The sequence below is a fragment of the Rhodopseudomonas palustris genome, from assembly GCF_007005445.1.
Taxonomy (GTDB): domain Bacteria; phylum Pseudomonadota; class Alphaproteobacteria; order Rhizobiales; family Xanthobacteraceae; genus Rhodopseudomonas; species Rhodopseudomonas palustris_G.
In genome coordinates, this window is the sequence record NZ_CP041387.1 from 1,029,621 (window position 1) to 1,046,932 (window position 17,312).

15 protein-coding genes are annotated in these 17,312 nt (G+C 66.4%); 8 read left to right on the top strand and 7 right to left on the bottom strand.

Annotation, left to right across the window (positions count from 1 at the left end):
- Positions 1 to 37: 37 nt before the first annotated feature.
- Positions 38 to 928: a LysR family transcriptional regulator gene (locus FLL57_RS04715; RefSeq protein WP_142882263.1), complete on the bottom strand. Its 891-nt coding sequence runs from the start codon at positions 926 to 928 to the stop codon at positions 38 to 40.
- Positions 925 to 1,992: a YeiH family protein gene (locus FLL57_RS04720; protein WP_142882264.1), complete on the bottom strand. Its 1,068-nt coding sequence runs from the start codon at positions 1,990 to 1,992 to the stop codon at positions 925 to 927. The genes FLL57_RS04715 and FLL57_RS04720 overlap by 4 nt, the downstream gene beginning before the upstream one ends.
- A 275-nt stretch (positions 1,993 to 2,267) precedes the next feature.
- Here FLL57_RS04720 and FLL57_RS04725 point away from each other — a divergent pair, with 275 nt between their 5' ends.
- From FLL57_RS04725 to FLL57_RS04740, 4 genes are all read left to right on the top strand, one after another.
- A complete protein-coding gene (locus FLL57_RS04725) occupies positions 2,268 to 3,068 on the top strand; it encodes a hypothetical protein (protein WP_047307339.1) in 801 nt (266 codons plus the stop codon).
- Between the two features lie 99 nt (positions 3,069 to 3,167).
- Entirely contained in the window at positions 3,168 to 5,978 is a 2,811-nt protein-coding gene (gene ppc, locus FLL57_RS04730) for a phosphoenolpyruvate carboxylase (protein ID WP_142882265.1), read from the top strand.
- 114 nt (positions 5,979 to 6,092) lie between these two features.
- A complete protein-coding gene (locus FLL57_RS04735; RefSeq protein WP_013503436.1) occupies positions 6,093 to 6,422 on the top strand; it encodes a DMT family transporter in 330 nt (109 codons plus the stop codon).
- A 407-nt stretch (positions 6,423 to 6,829) separates the two neighbouring features.
- The gene (locus FLL57_RS04740) at positions 6,830 to 8,155 is read left to right on the top strand and encodes an OmpA family protein (RefSeq protein ID WP_142882266.1); all 1,326 of its coding nucleotides are present in this window, start codon (positions 6,830 to 6,832) and stop codon (positions 8,153 to 8,155) included.
- Positions 8,156 to 8,398: 243 nt separating this feature from the next.
- Here FLL57_RS04740 and FLL57_RS04745 read toward each other — a convergent pair whose 3' ends face one another.
- From FLL57_RS04745 to FLL57_RS04755, 3 genes are all read right to left on the bottom strand, one after another.
- A complete protein-coding gene (locus tag FLL57_RS04745) occupies positions 8,399 to 9,313 on the bottom strand; it encodes an SDR family NAD(P)-dependent oxidoreductase (protein ID WP_047309958.1) in 915 nt (304 codons plus the stop codon).
- 142 nt (positions 9,314 to 9,455) lie between these two features.
- A complete protein-coding gene (locus FLL57_RS04750; protein WP_013503433.1) occupies positions 9,456 to 10,595 on the bottom strand; it encodes a thiolase C-terminal domain-containing protein in 1,140 nt (379 codons plus the stop codon).
- Positions 10,596 to 10,600: 5 nt separating this feature from the next.
- Positions 10,601 to 11,014: a Zn-ribbon domain-containing OB-fold protein gene (locus tag FLL57_RS04755; protein ID WP_013503432.1), complete on the bottom strand. Its 414-nt coding sequence runs from the start codon at positions 11,012 to 11,014 to the stop codon at positions 10,601 to 10,603.
- Positions 11,015 to 11,306: 292 nt separating this feature from the next.
- On the opposite strand from FLL57_RS04755, the gene FLL57_RS04760 reads away from it, so the two are divergent.
- Both FLL57_RS04760 and FLL57_RS04765 read left to right on the top strand, forming a co-directional pair.
- On the top strand, positions 11,307 to 12,656 hold the full coding sequence (locus tag FLL57_RS04760; protein ID WP_142882267.1) for an amidase: 1,350 nt from the start codon (positions 11,307 to 11,309) through the stop codon (positions 12,654 to 12,656).
- On the top strand, positions 12,649 to 13,335 hold the full coding sequence (locus FLL57_RS04765; RefSeq protein WP_013503430.1) for a DUF2848 domain-containing protein: 687 nt from the start codon (positions 12,649 to 12,651) through the stop codon (positions 13,333 to 13,335). The genes FLL57_RS04760 and FLL57_RS04765 overlap by 8 nt, the downstream gene beginning before the upstream one ends.
- 174 nt (positions 13,336 to 13,509) lie before the next feature.
- Here the strand turns inward: FLL57_RS04765 and FLL57_RS04770 are convergent, their stop codons facing one another.
- Together FLL57_RS04770 and pobA are read right to left on the bottom strand one after the other, a co-directional pair.
- Positions 13,510 to 13,959, bottom strand: coding sequence for a PaaI family thioesterase (locus tag FLL57_RS04770; RefSeq protein ID WP_142882268.1), 450 nt, complete (start codon positions 13,957 to 13,959; stop codon positions 13,510 to 13,512).
- A 260-nt stretch (positions 13,960 to 14,219) separates the two neighbouring features.
- Positions 14,220 to 15,392 carry a 4-hydroxybenzoate 3-monooxygenase gene (gene pobA / locus FLL57_RS04775; RefSeq protein ID WP_142882269.1) on the bottom strand — a complete coding sequence of 391 codons (1,173 nt, stop codon included), beginning with the start codon at positions 15,390 to 15,392 and terminating at the stop codon, positions 14,220 to 14,222.
- Between the two features lie 174 nt (positions 15,393 to 15,566).
- On the opposite strand from pobA, the gene FLL57_RS04780 reads away from it, so the two are divergent.
- Both FLL57_RS04780 and FLL57_RS04785 read left to right on the top strand, forming a co-directional pair.
- The gene (locus FLL57_RS04780) at positions 15,567 to 16,592 is read left to right on the top strand and encodes a TRAP transporter substrate-binding protein (protein ID WP_142884163.1); all 1,026 of its coding nucleotides are present in this window, start codon (positions 15,567 to 15,569) and stop codon (positions 16,590 to 16,592) included.
- A 225-nt stretch (positions 16,593 to 16,817) separates the two neighbouring features.
- Positions 16,818 to 17,312, top strand: a complete 495-nt coding sequence (locus tag FLL57_RS04785; RefSeq protein WP_041808001.1) for a TRAP transporter small permease — start codon at positions 16,818 to 16,820, stop codon at positions 17,310 to 17,312.

A 17,312-nucleotide genomic window follows, 5' to 3' on the forward strand; every position in this document is an offset into this window, starting at 1 on the left:
TGAATTCGCTGCGACGATACAGGTAACCACGTGCCAATTAGCTCGGAGATGTTTCCGACAATTCAGCAAGCAGTGCATTCTCCGCCCGGCTCTCGCTGTGCTGCCTGTGGCGCAGCAGATGAAATGTGCGATGCGGAAGATCGAATCCTACGATGTGAAGCGTGCCGGCGGCGAGCGAGGGCGCCGCGACCAGAGCGGAAATCGCGGTGGCGCAGTCGGAACTTTCAACCGCGGCGCGGATCGCTTCGTTAGACGGCAGTTCGAGTCGCACGTCGAGATCGGAGAGCGCCAGTCCGCTGCGGCGCAGCGCAGCCTCGAACATCGCGCGGGTGCCGGAGCCGCGTTCGCGCACTACCCAGCCGGTAGTGGTGAGCTTGACGGGGGGCAGACGTTGCAGCGAGCGCCACGGATGGTCGCGAGCGACCACGATTACGAGATCGTCGCTGCCGATCGGCGTCGCGCTGAGCAGCGGCTCGTCGACCTCGCCTTCGACCAGGCCGAGGTCGGCGCGGCCGTCGCGCACCGTGGCGGCGACCTGCTCGGTGTTGGCGATCGTCAGTTGCAGCGCGATGCCCGGATAGCGCTGCTGGAAACGCAGCAATCGCTGCGGCAGCCAGTAATTGCCGACGGTCTGGCTGGCGGCGAGGCTGAGGGCGCCGCGCTTCAGGCCGGCGATGTCGTCGAGCGCCTGCGCGGCGGCGCGGGCGCGGGCGAGCACGGCGCGGGCTTCGCCGAGAAAGTCGCGTCCGGCCTGGGTGAGCGTGATGCCGCGGCCGACGCGATCGAACAGCTTGACGCGATGACGCGCTTCCAGCGCGGCGATCGCCGCGCTGGTGGCCGATTGGGTGAGGTGCAGTCCGCTCGCGGCGCGGGTCATGTGCTGCTGTTCGGCGACCGCGATGAAGATGCGGAGCTGCTCCAGTGTCATCCGTGCCATCCAGTGAGCTTGATAAGCGCCAGCGCGAAGCCGGCAATGAACAGCGCGGCGGTGAGGCCGAGCAGAGCGGGACGCAGGCCGCGCGCGGCGAGTTTGCGCAAGTCGGTCTCCAGCCCCATCGCCGCCAGCGCCATCGACAGCAGGAAGGCGGTGATCGCCACGATCCAGCTCCTGGCCTCGTGCGGGATGGCGACGAGCTGATTGACGCCGATCATCGCCGCGAAGCCGAGCACGAACCACGGCATCGGCGGCGTTGGGGCGTTGTCGCCGGCAGGCTGATGCCGGGCGCGACGGCGCGCCAGCATGCCGAGCCCGATCACCAGCGGCGCCAGCATCATCACCCGCGACAGCTTGGCGATGGTGCCGAATTCGCCGGCGCTCTGGCCACCCTGGAAGCTGGCGGCGACGACTTGCGCGATCTCGTGGATCGAGGCGCCGGTCCACAGCCCGAAGCCGTGGGCGTCGAGGCCGAACACGCTCTGCAGCAGCGGATAGATCACCATCGCTAGCGATCCGAACACGGTGACGCAGGCGACGCCGTAGGCGACGTCCTCGTCGTCGGCGCGCGTGACGGTGTTGGTGGCGATGATGGCGGAGGCGCCGCAGATCGAGGTGCCGGCGGCGATCAGTTCGGCCAGCTTGCGGTCGACGCCGAGCACCCGGCCGAACCATACCGTGAAGCCGAAGGTGGCGAGCAGAGTCGCGGCAATGATCGCCAGCCCTTCGCCGCCAACCTCGATCAGTTGCGCGGTGGTGAGCTGCAGCCCGAGCAGGATGATGGCGAAGCGCAGCACCCGGCGCAGGCTGAACTTGACGCCCGGCACCGCCCAGGACGGCGTACCGATGGCGTTGTGCGCCAGGATTCCGATCAGGATCGCCAGCAGCATCGGCGAGATGCCGGGCATCCCCGGGATGGCGCGCAGGCCGACTGCGGCGGCGGCGATCGCGGCGGTCACCAGCACTCCGGGCGCGATCGCGGCGAGGTGGTGCCCGAGACGTGCGGTGCGGCGGTGACGATGGTGCGGGTTCGGCTTGGCATTTGTGATCAGGCTCATGGATCGGCTCCTTGTTGCCGATCCATCGCGTCCACGGATCAATCAATCAAACAGATTATTCTTCTTAAAGCAATCGATTTAGTAGATTAATCTATCGTGGCGCCGTCATCCGGCAAGTTCCTTCTCTCTGGAACCGTGGCGGCGCCGGATCGTTGCCGCTGAGCTGACTTGCGGGACTGCTTGGTGGCTTGCTTACCAAGTCGCGCGATGGGGGCTTGGAGTAGCAGCGCGGTCGCCGGTTCCGTGCTACACAGGGGCCTGCTGGAGGATCGATCATGACCGACCTGCAATCCGGGGCGTCTCGCGCCCATTGGCATTCCGGCATCGGCGGCTTCGTCGTTTCGGAATGGCCGTATCTTCTGATGTTGCTGCTGGCGCTGTTCGGCGTCGCCTACACAAGCTTTACCCCGACAAGCATTTATTGGGTGATTCTGGCGCCGTTCATTGGTCTGGTGTGCGTGGTGTCGCGCTGGCGCGAAGCGCGAGCGGCCGATCAGCACGCCTATCTGGTGTTGTCGCAGGTGCTGCACTGGGGCGCGGTGCTGTTGTGCATGCAGTTGATGTCGCTGCAGGTCACGCGCCAGCTCGGCGGGCTCGCGGCGGCGCTCGGCGTGCTGACGCTGCTGGCGCTCGGCACGTTCTCGGCCGGCCTGCACATCCGTGCCTGGAAGATCTCAGTGGTCGGCGTGATCCTTGGCCTCAGCGTGCCGGCGATCGCCTTCCTGCAGCAGACCTCGCTGCTGATCCTGCTGGTGCTCGGACTGGCCGTTGCAATCGTGATACCGTTCTTCTGGGCCAAGCGCCGCCCGAAGGAGGTCACGCCGTCGGCCTATCAGCCGCCCGCCTATCAGCCGCCGGCCGATCGTTCGGCGGCCTATCCGCCTGCCGGCGCTACCGAGCGGCCGGTGCCGCAGCCGCCGCTGTACGAAGCTGCGGTCGCTGCTCCGATGCCGATACCGCAGCCTCCGTCGCCACCACCCGCTGCCGCGGAGCCGGTTTCGCCGCCACCAGATACCACGCCGCCCGAAGGTGAGCCGCGCCCGGACAACGTCCGCAACATTTCTGGTGCGCGCTGACCGTCTTTGACGGTTGCAACCGGCATGCACCGCCATTCTTGATCTTGCGTGCGGTGCACAAAATACTTCAGGATACCGGTGGTGTCCTGGAGTGCTGTCATGTCGTGGCTGAATCTGTCCGCCGGTGCTGAACCGGTCTCCGAACGTCCTGACGACGCGGCCGCGATCGAGGCCGAGACCCGGCTGCGCAACGACATCCGGCTGCTCGGCCGGATCCTCGGCGACACCGTGCGCGAGCAGGAGGGCCAGAGCGTGTTCGATCTGGTGGAGAACATCCGCCAGACCTCGATCCGCTTCCACCGCGACGACGACAAAACCGCGCGCGCCGAGCTCGCCGCCATCCTCGATGGCATGTCGATCTCCGACACGATGCGGATCGTGCGCGCCTTCAGCTACTTCTCGCACCTCGCCAACATCGCCGAGGACCAGAACAACATCCGCCAGATGCGCGCCGGCTCGACCGCCGGATCGGCGCCGCGCGCCGGCCTGCTCGCCAAGACGCTGGCCCATGCGCGGGCCGAGGGGATCACCGCCGCCGAGCTGCGCAAGTTCTTCGCCAGCGCGCTGGTCAGCCCGGTGCTGACCGCGCATCCGACCGAGGTGCGCCGCAAGAGCACGATGGACCGCGAGATGCAGATCGCGTCGCTGCTCGATCAGCGCGACCGCGTTCAACTCACCGCCGAAGAATGGGCCGACAACGAGGAGCGGCTGCGCCGCGCCGTCGAGACGCTGTGGAAGACCAACCTCTTGCGCCGGACCAAGCTGACGGTGCTGGACGAAGTCACCAACGGCCTGTCGTTCTACGACTACACCTTCCTGCGCGAGGTGCCGCGGCTGCACAGTGCGCTGGAGGACCGGCTCGCCGACGCGGCCAAGGCCGAAGGCGTCAACAGCGAAGGCGAGCTGGCGAGCTTCCTGCGGATGGGAAGCTGGATCGGCGGCGACCGCGACGGCAATCCGTTCGTCACCGCCGAGGTGCTGCACGGCACGTTGAAGCTGCAGAGCAGCCGCGTGCTGCGCTATTATCTCGAAGAGCTGCACGAACTCGGCTCGGAATTGTCGCTGGCCTCGCATCTCGCCGGCATCACCGACACCGTCAAGGCGCTGGCCGAAACCTCGCCCGACACCTCGCCGCATCGCAAATACGAGCCGTATCGCCTCGCGGTGTCCGGCATCTACGCGCGGCTCGCCGCCACTGCGCTCAAGCTCGAGGTCGAGAATCTCCGCGCGCCGGTCGGCGAGGCCGAGCCTTACGCCAGCGCGCAGGACTTCAAGGCCGATCTCGACGCCATCCATCTGTCGCTCACCCAGCACAATTCCGGCGTGATCGCGCGCGGCCGGCTGCGCCAGCTCCGCCGCGCGATCGACTGCTTCGGCTTCCACCTCGCCTGTCTCGACATGCGGCAGAACTCGGCCGTGCATGAACGCACTGTCGGCGAGCTGATGGATGCGGCGCGGCCCGGCACCTCTTACGCGGTGCTCGACGAGGAGGCGCGGATCGCGCTGCTGATCGCCGAGCTGCGCAGCACCCGGCCGCTAACGTCGATGTTCGTCAAATACAGCGACGAGACCGTCGGCGAACTTTCGGTGTTCCGCGAAGCCGCGAAGGCGCACGCGACCTACGGCGCGGCGGCGATCCCGCAATGCATCATCTCGATGACCAAGGGCGTCTCGGACCTCTTGGAAGTCGCGGTGCTACTCAAGGAGGCCGGGCTGATCGATCCGTCCGGGCGCAGCGCCATCAACGTGGTGCCGCTGTTCGAGACGATCGAGGACCTGCAGGCCTGCGCCAAGATCATGGACCGGCTGCTGGCGATTCCGGAATATCGTCGGCTGGTCGACAGCCGCGGCTCGGTGCAGGAGGTGATGCTCGGCTATTCCGATAGCAACAAGGACGGCGGCTTCGTCACCTCGGGCTGGGAGCTTTACAAGGCCGAGATCGGCCTGATCGAGATCTTCGAGCACCATGGCGTGCGGTTGCGGCTGTTCCATGGCCGCGGCGGCTCGGTCGGCCGCGGCGGCGGCCCGAGCTACGACGCCATCGTGGCGCAGCCGGGCGGCGCGGTGAACGGCCAGATCCGCATTACCGAGCAGGGCGAGATCATCACCAGCAAATACTCCAACGTCGAAGTCGGCCGCAATAACCTCGAGATCCTCGCCGCCGCGACGTTGGAAGCAAGCCTGCTGCAGCCGAAGCGGGTGGCGCCGCATCGCGACTATCTCGAAGCGATGGAGCAGCTCTCCGCGCTCGCCTTCAAGGCATATCGCGGCCTGGTGTACGAGACCGACGGATTCGTCGACTACTTCTGGGCCTCGACCGTGATCAACGAGATCTCGACGCTGAACATCGGCAGCCGCCCGGCCTCGCGCAAGAAGACGCGCGCGATCGAGGACCTTCGCGCGATCCCCTGGGTGTTCTCATGGGCGCAGTGCCGGCTGATGCTGCCCGGCTGGTACGGCTTCGGCAGCGCGGTGTCGGCTTGGGTCACCGCGCACCCCGACAAGGGCATCGCCTTCCTGCAAAAGATGTATCAGGAGTGGCCGTTCTTTCGCACGCTGCTGTCGAACATGGACATGGTGCTGTCGAAGAGCTCGATCGGTATCGCCTCGCGCTATGCCGAACTTGTGGAGGACGTCGATGTTCGTGAGCGCATCTTCGGCCGCATCCGCGCCGAATGGCATTCCTCGATCGAGTATCTGTTTGCGATCATGCAGCAGGACCATCTGCTGCAGAGCAACCCGCTGCTCGAACGCTCGATCCGCCACCGCTTCCCGTATCTTGACCCCCTGAACCACGTCCAGGTCCAGCTGCTGCGCGAACACCGCACCCACGATCCCGACGAACAGGTGCTCCGCGGCGTGCAACTGACGATCAATGGGATTTCGGCGGGGCTGCGGAATAGCGGGTGAGGGCGGCTGCAGCTGGATTGGTCTGGGCTGATTTAGCCGGTGGAAAGGCGCGCCTGTTAGATTGGCGGCGATGCTGAAGCCGGCCAGCAGCCGCAGACACCGAGGACGTCCACCATGCATTGGCTCTATCTTCTGATCGCGATCGTGGCCGAAGTCGCCGGCACGTCGGCGCTGAAGGCGTCGCAGGGGTTTACGGTGCTGTTGCCGTCGGTGCTGGTCGTCGTCGGTTACGGCGCGGCGTTCTATTTCCTGTCGCTGACGCTGAGCAGCATTTCGGTCGGCGTTGCCTATGCGCTGTGGTCCGGGATCGGGATCGTGCTGATCTCGGCGGTCGGCTGGCTGTGGTTCGGCCAAGCCTTGGACACGCCAGCGTTGATCGGCATCGCCCTCATCATCGCCGGCGTCGGCATCATCAATTTCTTCTCGAACGTGTCGGCGCATTAGCGTCCGGCATCGTCGCGCCGGCCTCTCTCCGCGAGCGCGGATAATTTCGGCAACGCGGTTGAGTTCGGTGCGCTGCCGCGTGCCCGCTCATCTGTTGAAAATTGCATCCGGATACCGCGAGCGCTGTACCCTGCTACTGTCAGGTAGATTAGTAGTTAGGATCGTGCCGCAAATCGCAGCGTGTCTGCTCAGTTAGTAATCACACAGCGCCGCAGGTCAAACTTTCGTCAGGATGGTGGCCGGCGCTCCGATGGCGCTAACTGGCAAGACCCTGCCCGACCATTTGCTGGAGATCGTGGCGGCGGTTCGACCATGCGAACTTGCGCGTTCGCAGCGCCATGTCGGCTCGGCTTCGGTGGCTGAAGGCTCCGGCACGCGGCGCGAGCGCGGCGGAGAAGGGGCGTCCGATGCTGTATCTCGTCACTCATTACTGGATCTGGCTGGCGGCGGCGTTCGTCGTCGGAGCGGTCACGCCGCTGCTGGCGGACAAATTCGGCTGGGCGGCCGACCTCGAGAATTACTGGGTGAGCCGGGTCGGCGTGGTGCTGGCGGTGGCGGTGGTGCTGGTCGCCGCGCAGCTCGCCTCCGGCAAGGCCGAGCTGATGCTGGAAGCCGGCGTCGGGCTGGTGATCGCTTACTTCGTCGGCGGCCTGGCCGGCGGCGTCGCGCCGGGCCTGCTGCCGGTGCGGTTCGAAGGCTGGTGGGTCGGCCTGTTCGCGACCGGCCTGATCCTTGCTGTGTTCGGCATCACCACGCTGCCGAAGCTGGAGCCGGATCTGCGCGAGCGCGTCGCCGAGGTGATGAAGGATGCCGGCGCCGATCCGCTGAATTTCGACGTCGTCGGGCGTGACGTGCTGATGCCGGCCGATCTCGGCAGCGACAAGGTGCGGGCCGACCTCGGCGAGCAGATCCTGAAGGTGCCGGGCGTGCGCCGGGTCGCCGCTGTCGACGAGCTGAGCGGCGCGGCGCTCGCCGCCAAGACGGTCGCCAAGCTGCAGGCGGAAGTCGAGGCCAAGGCCAAGGCGGAGGCCGAAGCCGCCGCGCAGGCCGCAGCCGCGAAGGAAGCCGAAGCCAAGGAAGCCGAAGCCAAGGCTATGGCCGCGATGGATGCGGCGCAGAAGCGCGCCGCCAAGGCGAAGGCCGAGGCCGAGGCGAAGGAAGCTGCCGCCAAGGCCGCGGCCGAAGCTGCGGCCAAGGAAGCTGCCGCTAAGGAAGCCGCCGCCAAGCAGGCCGCGGAGCAGGCGGCTGCCGAAGAGGCGGCGAAGAAGGCGGCCGATGAGGCTGTGGCCAAGCAGGCGGCGGTGAAACCGGCCGCGCCTGCGGCCGAGATCAAGACCGCGAGCGCGACCGGCGAGCTGCCGGTCGCCACGACGCAGGACTGTCAGGGGCGGGTGTCGTCGCTGGTCGCGGCCGAGAAGATCAACTTCGAGCGCCGCAGCGCGGTAATCGACAAGGCGTCCCAGCCGCTGCTGGGCAAGCTCGCCGCCGCGATCAAGCAGTGCCCGGCGGTGACCATCGAGGTCGCCGGCTATACCGACGCCGCCGGCAAGAAGTCCGCCAACGTCGCGCTGTCGAAGCGCCGCGCCGAAGCGGTGGTGGCAAGCCTAACCAAGGCCGGGATCGGCTCGGTCAAGCTGGTGGCGGAGGGCTACGGTTCGGCCAAGCCGGTCGCCAGCAACGACACCGCCGAAGGCCGGGCGCAGAATCGGCGGATCGAATTCGTGGTGAAGTAACTCCCCCTCCAAGATGCTTCACCCGACGGAAAAGCCCGCCGCGAGGCGGGCTTTTCTGTGTGCGTAGACTGCGGGGCTGTTAGTTCTTCGAGTCATTCCGGGGCGCGCGCAGCGCGAACCCGGAATCCCGAGTTGGTCGCGACGGCCGGGTGCTCCACAGCTCCGGATTCCGGGTTCGCGCCTGGCGGCGCGGCCCGGAATGACGTGCTGGTGTTGAACCGACGTTCGTCGTGCTGACCGAACTTACACCGGATCCCAGTTGAAGATGTCGGCGGAGCGGTCGAGTTTGTAGAACGAGCCCTTGAGCGCCGGCATGCCATGCTCGGCGAGGCTTTCGCAGGTCCAGCCGCCGTCGCGGTGCACCGAGCGGATCGGGCGCGACTGGCCCATCAGGAAGATCTCGTTCATCCGCACGGCGAAGATCTGGCCGCTGACGTCCTTGGCGGCGTCGCCGAGCAGATACACCGACAGCGGCGCGATCTTCTCCGGGCCCATCTGCTGCATCCGCGCGACGCGGGCCTTCTCGGCCTCGGTCTCGGTCGGGATGGTGCCGATCAGGCGCGACCAGGCGAACGGCGACACGCAGTTGGAGCGGACGTTGAAACGCTGCATGTCGAGCGCGATCGACTTCGACAGGCCGACGATGCCGAGCTTGGCGGCCGCATAGTTGGCCTGGCCGAAATTGCCGATCAGGCCCGAGGTGGAGGTGAAGTGAACGAACGAGCCGCTCTCCTGCTCGCGGAATAGCCGGGCGGCAGCGTGCGAGACGTAGAACGTGCCCATCAGGTGCACCTTGATCACCTGCTCGAAGGCGTCGATGCTCATGCGGTGGAAGATCGCGTCGCGCAGGATGCCGGCGTTGTTCACCACGCCGTCGAGCTTGCCGTAGGTGTCGACCGCCTGCTTGACGATCTTGCTGGCGGGAATCGCCTCGGCGACGGTCTCGAAATTCGCGACCGCGGTGCCGCCTTCCTTCTTGATCTCCTCGACGACCTGCTCGGCCGGGGCGGCGTCGGTGCCCGAGCCGTCGGAGGCGACGCCGGGGTCGTTGACGACCACCTTGGCGCCTTCGCGCGCCGCGAGCAGTGCGATCTCGCGGCCGATGCCGCGCCCCGCGCCGGTGACGATGATGACTTTGCCGTCCAGTGCCTTGGCCATGTGATGTCCCCTTTTGTTGGTTGTTCGTTGCAATCTGCCGGTCATTCCGGGGCGCGCGCAGCGCGAACCCGGAATCCCGAGGTGTTCTGCGAGAGAGATTCCGGGTTCGCTCACTGCGTGAGCGCCCCGGAATGACTCGTGGCTACTTCTCGTTCGTAAAGATGATCGTGCCGCTTGCGGCGAACATGCCGCCGACGCCGTGGCAGACCGAGATCTTCGCGTTCGGCACCTGCGCGGGCGCGATGCCGCGCATCTGCCGGACGCTCTCCTGCAGCGCGTACATGCCGTACATGCCCGAGTGCATGTAGGACAGGCCGCCGCCATTGGTGTTGAGCGGCAGCTTGCCGCCGGGGCGGGTGTTGCCGTCGGCGATGAATTGGCCGGTTTCCTCATACGGCATGAAGCCGAGATCGCCGAGACCGAACAGCGGCAGATGCGCGAACGCGTCGTAGATCATCAGATGATCGACGTCGCTGTGGCTGATACCGGCCTCGCGGAACGCGGTCGGGCCCGCCACCTTGAAGGCGCGCGAGGAGTTGAAGCTCTCCATCTGGCTGACCATCGGCGTTTCGACGCTCTCGCCGGTGCCGAGCACGTAGACCGGCTTGTGCGGGAAGTCCTTGGCGCGATCGGCCGAGGTCATGATCAGCGCGCCGCCGCCATCGGTGACGAGGCAGCATTGCAGCAGCCGGAACGGATAGGCGATCATCCGCGAGTTGAGCACGTCCGCGACGGTGATCGGGTCCTTCATCATCGCGCGCGGATTCATCGCCGCCCATTCGCGCTGCACCACCGCGACCGAAGCGATCTGCTCGTGGGTGATGCCGTGGGTCTTCATGAACCGCAGCACCGGGATCGGGAACTGGCTCGGCGGCCCGTAGATGCCGTAGGGCGCTTCGAACTGGCCCTGCAGGCTGTCGGCGGGAATCGAGCGCGGCAGCTTGCCGATCATCGACTTGCCGCTCTCGGCGTGGGTGATCAGCACGGTCTTGCAGAGGCCGGCCTCGATCGCCGCGGCGGCGTGGCGGACGTGCAGCATGAACGAGCAGCCGCCGACCGACGTGCCGTCCACCCAGGTCGGGGTGATGCCGAGATAGTGGGCGATCTGCTGCGGCGTCTCCACCGCGGTGGCGATGCCGTCGATGTCCGACAGCTTCAGCCCGGCGTCGGCGATCGCGTTGAGCGCGGCGTCGGCGTGGAGCTGGATCTGCGACATGTCGGGAATGACGCCGAGCTTGGTGGTCTCGGCGGCGCCGACGATAGCAACCTGATTGCGACGCATGGTGCTTACCCCTTCGCCGGACGGAATTGCGGAAGGGTGAGATTGTCGTCGATCTTCTGGAAGGTGACTTCGAGCTTCATGTCGAGCTCGAGCGCTTCCGGAGTCTGCGGACACTCCAGGATGTTGCTCATCATCCGCGGGCCCTCTTCGAGCTCGACCACCGCGATCGCGTAGGGTTCGGTGAAGCCGGCCGCCAGCGGACGGTGATTGATCACGTAGGAATACAGGGTGCCGTTGCCGGAGGCCTTGAACACGCTGACCTCGCGCGAGCCGCATTTCGGGCAGAACGGACGGGGCGGGAAGTACGCGTGGGCGCAGGAATCGCAGCGCTGAAGCCGCAGTTCGCCTTGCTTGGCGCCGTCCCAATAGTGCTGGGTTTCCGGAGTGATCTTGGGACGCGCGCGTGCGGGTTCAGCCATGTCTTAGTTTTCTCCCTGAGCTGGCTCATAGGCCCATCGGTTGTGGCGTCTTGATGCGATATCGCCCTGCCAGCGTCAACACGCGCAGGGCGCGGAGCCATGTGCAGGAATTGTATTCCGCAAAGCGGACAATCAACGAGTCGGAGCGATGCGCTGGGCGCGGGGCCGAAGCCGCTACGGCGGCAGATGGCAAACCGTCACTTTCCGCGCTACTGAATAAGCCGAGGATCTTCATGTGTGATCGAGGCGTGCCGCGGCACGCTGCCGATCGGCTCGCAGCGGAATGAACAGCATGACCCGACATCCCACACTCGCCGCGCTCGCGGCCGATCTCGAAGCCGGCCGCACCACCGCCCGCAAGCTGGTGGAAGACTGTCTGGCGCGGATCGCCGATCCGGCCGGCGAGGGCGCGCGCGCCTTCATTCACGTCGACCGCGACGCGGCACTGCAGGCGGCGGACGCGATGGACAAGCTGCGCGCCGCCAAGGCGGCGCCGTCGCCGTTCGCCGGCATTCCGATCTCGATCAAGGATCTGTTCGACATCAAGGGCCAGGTGACCCGCGCCGGATCGCGTGCGCTCGACGACAATCCGCCGGCCGACAGCGACGCGCCCGCGGTGGCGCGGCTGCGGCGTGCCGGCTTCGTGGTGATCGGCCGCAGCAACATGACCGAGTTCGCCTATTCGGGAATCGGCATCAATCCGCATTACGGCACGCCGAAAGCCGCCTATCGCCGCGACGTCGGCTACGTGCCGGGCGGCTCGTCGTCCGGCGCCGCGGTTTCGGTCGCCGACGGCATGGCGCATGCCGGGCTCGGCACCGACACCGGCGGCTCGTGCCGGATCCCCGCAGCGTTCAACGGCATCGTCGGCTACAAGCCGTCGCAATATCGCGTGCCGCGCGACGGTGCGGTGCCGTTGTCGTTCTCGCTCGACAGTATCGGGCCTCTGGCGCGCAGCGTCGCATGCTGTGCCACGCTGGATGCGATCCTCGCCGACCAACCGGTGGGGCCGCTGGTTGCCCGCCCGCTGAAAGGCATGCGGATCGCGGTACCGACCACTGTGGCGCTCGACGATCTCGATGCCGCCGTCACCGCCGCGTTCGACCGCGCGCTGAAGACGCTGTCGAGCCACGGCGCGATCATCGAGAAGATCGAGGTGCCGGAATTCGCCGAGGTCGCGCCGCTCGGCGCCAAGGGCGGTTTCGCTGCGGCCGAGAGCTACGCCTGGCACCGCTATCTGATCGTCGCGCAGGGCGACGTCTATGATCCGCGGGTGCGCGAGCGCATCCTGCGCGGCGAGACCCAGAGCGCCGCCGACTACGTCGACCTGGTGAATGCACGCAAATCGCTGATCGCGCGCGCCTCGGCGCGGCTGGCGCCGTATGACGCAGTAGCGATGCCGACCACTGCGATCGCGGCGCCGACCATTGCCGAGCTGGCCGACGACAAGGCGTTCACCAAGGCCAATCTGCTGACGCTGCGGAATTGCACGCTGATCAACATGATCGACGGCTGCGCGATCTCGCTGCCGTGCCACCAGGACGGCGAGCCACCGATCGGGCTGATGCTGGCGGGCGTGAACGGTGCCGACCGCGAGATCTTCGAGGTCGCGGCCGGCCTGGAGGCGGTGATCCGTGGTTGATCTCACCTTCACACTCGACGCTGCCGGCAGCCGTGCCGAACTGACGCTGCCGATCACGACTGCGGTGATCGCCGGCTGGACCGGGCGCGATCCGGTGGCGCGCGATCACCACATCGCTGAACTGGAAGCGCTCGGCATCGCGCGGCCGGCGTCGACGCCGATCTACTACCGCGTCGCCGCGGCGCGGCTCACGACCGCGCGTGCGATCGAAGTGTCGGGCTGCGACTCGTCCGGCGAGGTCGAGTTCGTGCTGATCGGCCATCAGGGCCGCATCCTGGTCGGCGTCGGCTCCGATCACACCGACCGCAAGGTCGAGGCCTATGGCGTCACCGTGTCGAAGCAGATGTGCGACAAGCCGGTGGCGCCCGCGCTGTGGGAGTTCGGCGACCTCGAGGCGCATTGGGATCGCATCGTGCTGCGTTCCTACGCCACGATCGGCGGGACGCGCGTGCTGTACCAGGAGGGCACGCTCGATGCGATGCTGCCGGCGCGCGAGCTGATCGCCCGTGGCTTTGATGGCGAGAGCCTGCCCGATGGCTGCGCGCTGTTCGGCGGCACCTTTGCTGCCAAGGGCGGCATCCGCACCGCATCGCGGTTCGAGTTCGAGATCGACGATCCCGTGCGTGGCCGCGTCATCCGCCATGGCTACGACGTGGTGGAGCTACCGATACTGGGGTGAGCGAGCCGAGGTAAGCGCCGTCACCCGCAGTCATTCCGGGGCACGCGCGACAGCGCGTGAACCCGGAATCTCGAGGTTATGACAAGGGCCGACGGCGCAGAACAGCTCGGGGTTCCGGGTTCGCGCTCCGCGCGCCCCGGAACGACGGTGCTAGACGGCCAGGAGTGCGGCCTTTCACCCCTTCGCCTTCACCACGCTGAACGTGCCGTTGGCGCGGGCGCAGCGGGTGCCGTCCGCGGTTACGAAGCACTGCGCGACGCACAGCTTGGCGCCGACCTTGATCACTTCCGGTTCGATCTGCAGCCATTGGCCGATCTTGGCGGGACCGATGAAGTCGATCGCCAGCGACGCCGTCAGCAGCCGCGCGCCGCCGCCGAGTTTGAGGCCGCAGCTATAGCCCATCGCGTTGTCGGCCAGCGCCGTGATCAGCGCGCCATGGGCGAGGCCGCGCGAGTTGGTGTGCGCCTCACGAATCCGCAAGCCGAGCATCACCGCATCCGTCGTAGTCCTGGCGTAGAGTGGTTCCCAGGGCGCGGTGAGGGGGCTCGACCGGGTGTGGCGCACGAAGCCGTCGGGAACGCCGTCTGGCTCGGGGGTGTCTTTCGAATCGCTGTCGGTGGTCATGCGCCTCGTCGCTCGCCTTGCTGCATCGACCGCCTTTAGACCGCACCGCAGCACTGCCTGCAACGCCGACATAGTTTGAAGCGCGGTTTGAGAGGGCGTTTGAAACGGGGCGACGTTATTCCATGCGCAGTCATTCCGGGGCGCGAGCGTAAGCTCGCGAACCCGGAATCTCGACGTTGTTAGCAAGCTGCGCGCCAAAGCTCCGGATTCTGGTTTCGCGCCTGACGGGCGCCCCGGAATGACGCCTTCCGGCAGGCGCCTCAGTACGGCAGTCCGACGTAGTTTTCCGCCAGCGAGGTCAGGGCCGCTTGCGAGCTGATCAGATAGTCGAGCTCGGCGGTCTGGATGCGCTGCGAGAAGGCGTCATGATCGGGGAAGCGGTGGAGCTGCGAGGTCATCCACCACGAGAACCGTTCGGCCTTCCACACCCGGCGCAGCGCATTGGCCGAATAGGCGTCGATGCCGGCCTCCGACTTCTCGGCGTAGTATTCGCGCATGGCGCGCGACAGGTAGTACACGTCGCTGGCGGCGAGGTTGAGGCCCTTGGCGCCGGTCGGCGGCACGATGTGGGCGGCGTCGCCGGCGAGGAACAGGCGGCCGAAGCGCATCGGCTCGGCCACGAACGAGCGCAGCGGCGCGATGCTCTTCTCGATCGACGGGCCGGTGACCAGCTTGCCGGCGGTCGCCGGATCGAGCCGGCTCCTCAGTTCGTCCCAGAACCGGTCGTCGCTCCAGTCGGCGATGTCGTCGGTGAGCGGGCACTGCACGTAATAGCGGCTGCGGTGCGCCGAGCGCATCGAGCACAGCGCGAAGCCGCGGTCGTGGTTGACGTAGATCAGCTCCGGCGACACCGGCGGGGTGTCGGACAGCAATCCGAGCCAGCCGAACGGATACACCCGCTCGAACGACTGCACCGCGCTGGCCGGCACGCTCTGCCGGCTGATCCCGTGAAAGCCGTCGCAGCCGGCGATGAAATCGCAGGAGATTTCGCGGGTGGTGCCGTCCTTGACGAACCGCACCTTGGGGTGGGCGCCCTCGAAATCGTGCAGGCTGACGTCGGCGGCATCGTAGATCGTGGTCAGGCCGGCGGCATTGCGCGCTTCCATCAGGTCGCGGGTGACTTCGGTCTGGCCGTACACCGTGACGTTCTTGCCGCCGGTCGCGCCCTTCAGATCGATGTGGTGGCGCTTGCCGGCGAATGCGATCTCGAAGCCGTCGTGCACCAGCGCTTCCCGATGCAGCCGGGCGGAGACGCCGGCTTCGTCGAGCAGGTCGACCATGCCCTGTTCGAGCACGCCGGCGCGAATCCGCGACAGCACGTAGTCCGGATCCTTGCGTTCCAGAATGACGGCGTCGATACCGTATTTGTGCAGCAACTGGCCGAGCAGCAGTCCGGACGGACCCGCGCCGATGATGGCCACTTGTGTCCGCATGGTCGTTCCCCCCGATGATGTCGTCGCCTCGTTACGGGACCGTCGCGGAGCCGTCTAGCCGCCCTCCGGTGTCTAGCAGCTATTACGCGGCGGTCACTTGCAATGATGGTTATAACCTATAACAATGCGGCCCAAAGGCCGTTTGAAGCCGACCACAGGGAGTGAAGCTCGATGATGAGGAAGACTCTGCTCGCGCTGCTGCTTGCCGCCAGCGTGACGCCTGCGCTCGCGCAGGACAAGGCCGCGCAGGACAAGACGGTCAATTGGAAAGTCTCGCTGTGGGTGCCGCCGGCGCATCCGCTGGTGCCGGCGACCAAGGCGTGGGCCGAGGAAATCCAGAAGGCGTCCGGCGGCAGCATCCGGATGACGGTGTTCCCCTCCGAGCAGCTCGGCAAGGCGTTCGACCATTACGACATGGCGCGCGACGGCATCGCCGACGTCACCTACGTCAATCCCGGCTATCAACCCGGCCGCTTCCCGATCGTCTCAGCCGGCCAGCTTCCGTTTGTGTTCAAGGACGGCAAGAAGGGCACGCTGGCGCTGAACGAGTGGTACCACAAATACGCTCCGACCGAGATGAAGGACACCAAGCTGTGCTTCGCCTTCATCCATGATCCGGGCGCGCTGCACGGCAAGAAGAAGGTGCTGCTGCCGTCCGACATGAGCGGCTTGAAGGTGCGCCCGGCGCAATCGACCATCGGCGAAATGGTGAAGTTGTTCGGCGGCACCAACGTGCAGGCATCGGCGCCGGAATCGCGCGACGCGCTGGAGCGCGGCGTCGCCGACGAGATCACCTTCCCGTGGGGGTCGGTGTTCCTGTTCGGCATCGACAAGGTGGTCAAGTATCACATGGACGTGCCGCTCTACACCACGGTGTTCACCTACAACATCGGGCTGAAGGCCTATAACGCGCTGTCGGACGCGCAGAAGAAGATCATCGACGATCACTGCACGCCGGAATGGGCCTCTAAGGTCACCGATCCGTGGACCGATTTCGAGGCCAACGGCCGCGTCAAGATGAAGGCGCTGCAGGATCACGAGGTCTATCCTTTGACCGACGCCCAGCTCGCCGAATGGAAGAAGGCCACGAAGCCGCTGCGCGACAGTTGGGCCGAGCAGGTCAAGAAGGCCGGCGGCGATCCGGCCGCGATCGAGGCCGAGCTGCAGAGCGCTCTGAAGAAGTACGACGCTGGGTTGTGAGCTTCTCCGCGGTCATTCCGGGATGCGCGCATCGCGCGCAGGCCCGGAATCTCTGACCCACGATCGAGATTCCGGGTTCGCTCGCTGCGCGAGCGCCCCGGAATGACGTTTCATCGTGACTGACGCTGTCGCAACGATCGAGCCCCGATGATTTCCCCTCCCGACGACAAGCTCCGTGATCGGCTGCCCGGCGCGCTGACGACGCGGCGGTTCGCCAAAGACGGCATGGACCGCTTCATCGACGCGATCGAATGGATCGCGGCGTTCTTCGTCGGCATCGTCGCGCTCAACACCTTCCTCGCTGTGTTCATGCGCAAGTTCTTCGCAGTGACGATTCCGGACTATTACAACTTCGGTCAGTTCATGCTCGGCGTGCTGATCTTCTGGGGCATCGCCGCAACCAGCTATCGCGGCAGCCACATCACCGTCGATCTGCTGTGGGCGGCGGCGTCGCCGCGCTGGCAGCGGATGATCGACATTTTCGCCACGCTGGTGCTGCTGTTCGTCGTCAGCGTGCAAACCTATACGCTGTTCGACAAGGTGGTCACCACCAGGGCCGACCACATCGTCACCATGGACCTGCAGATCCCGATCTGGCCGTTCTATCTGTTGGCATGGCTCGGCGACGTCTCCGCGGTGCTGCTGATCGCGATCCGAACCTTCCGGCTGATCTTCCATCCGGAGCAGATGCGCGACGTGCGTATGAAGCCGGTGGAGTAG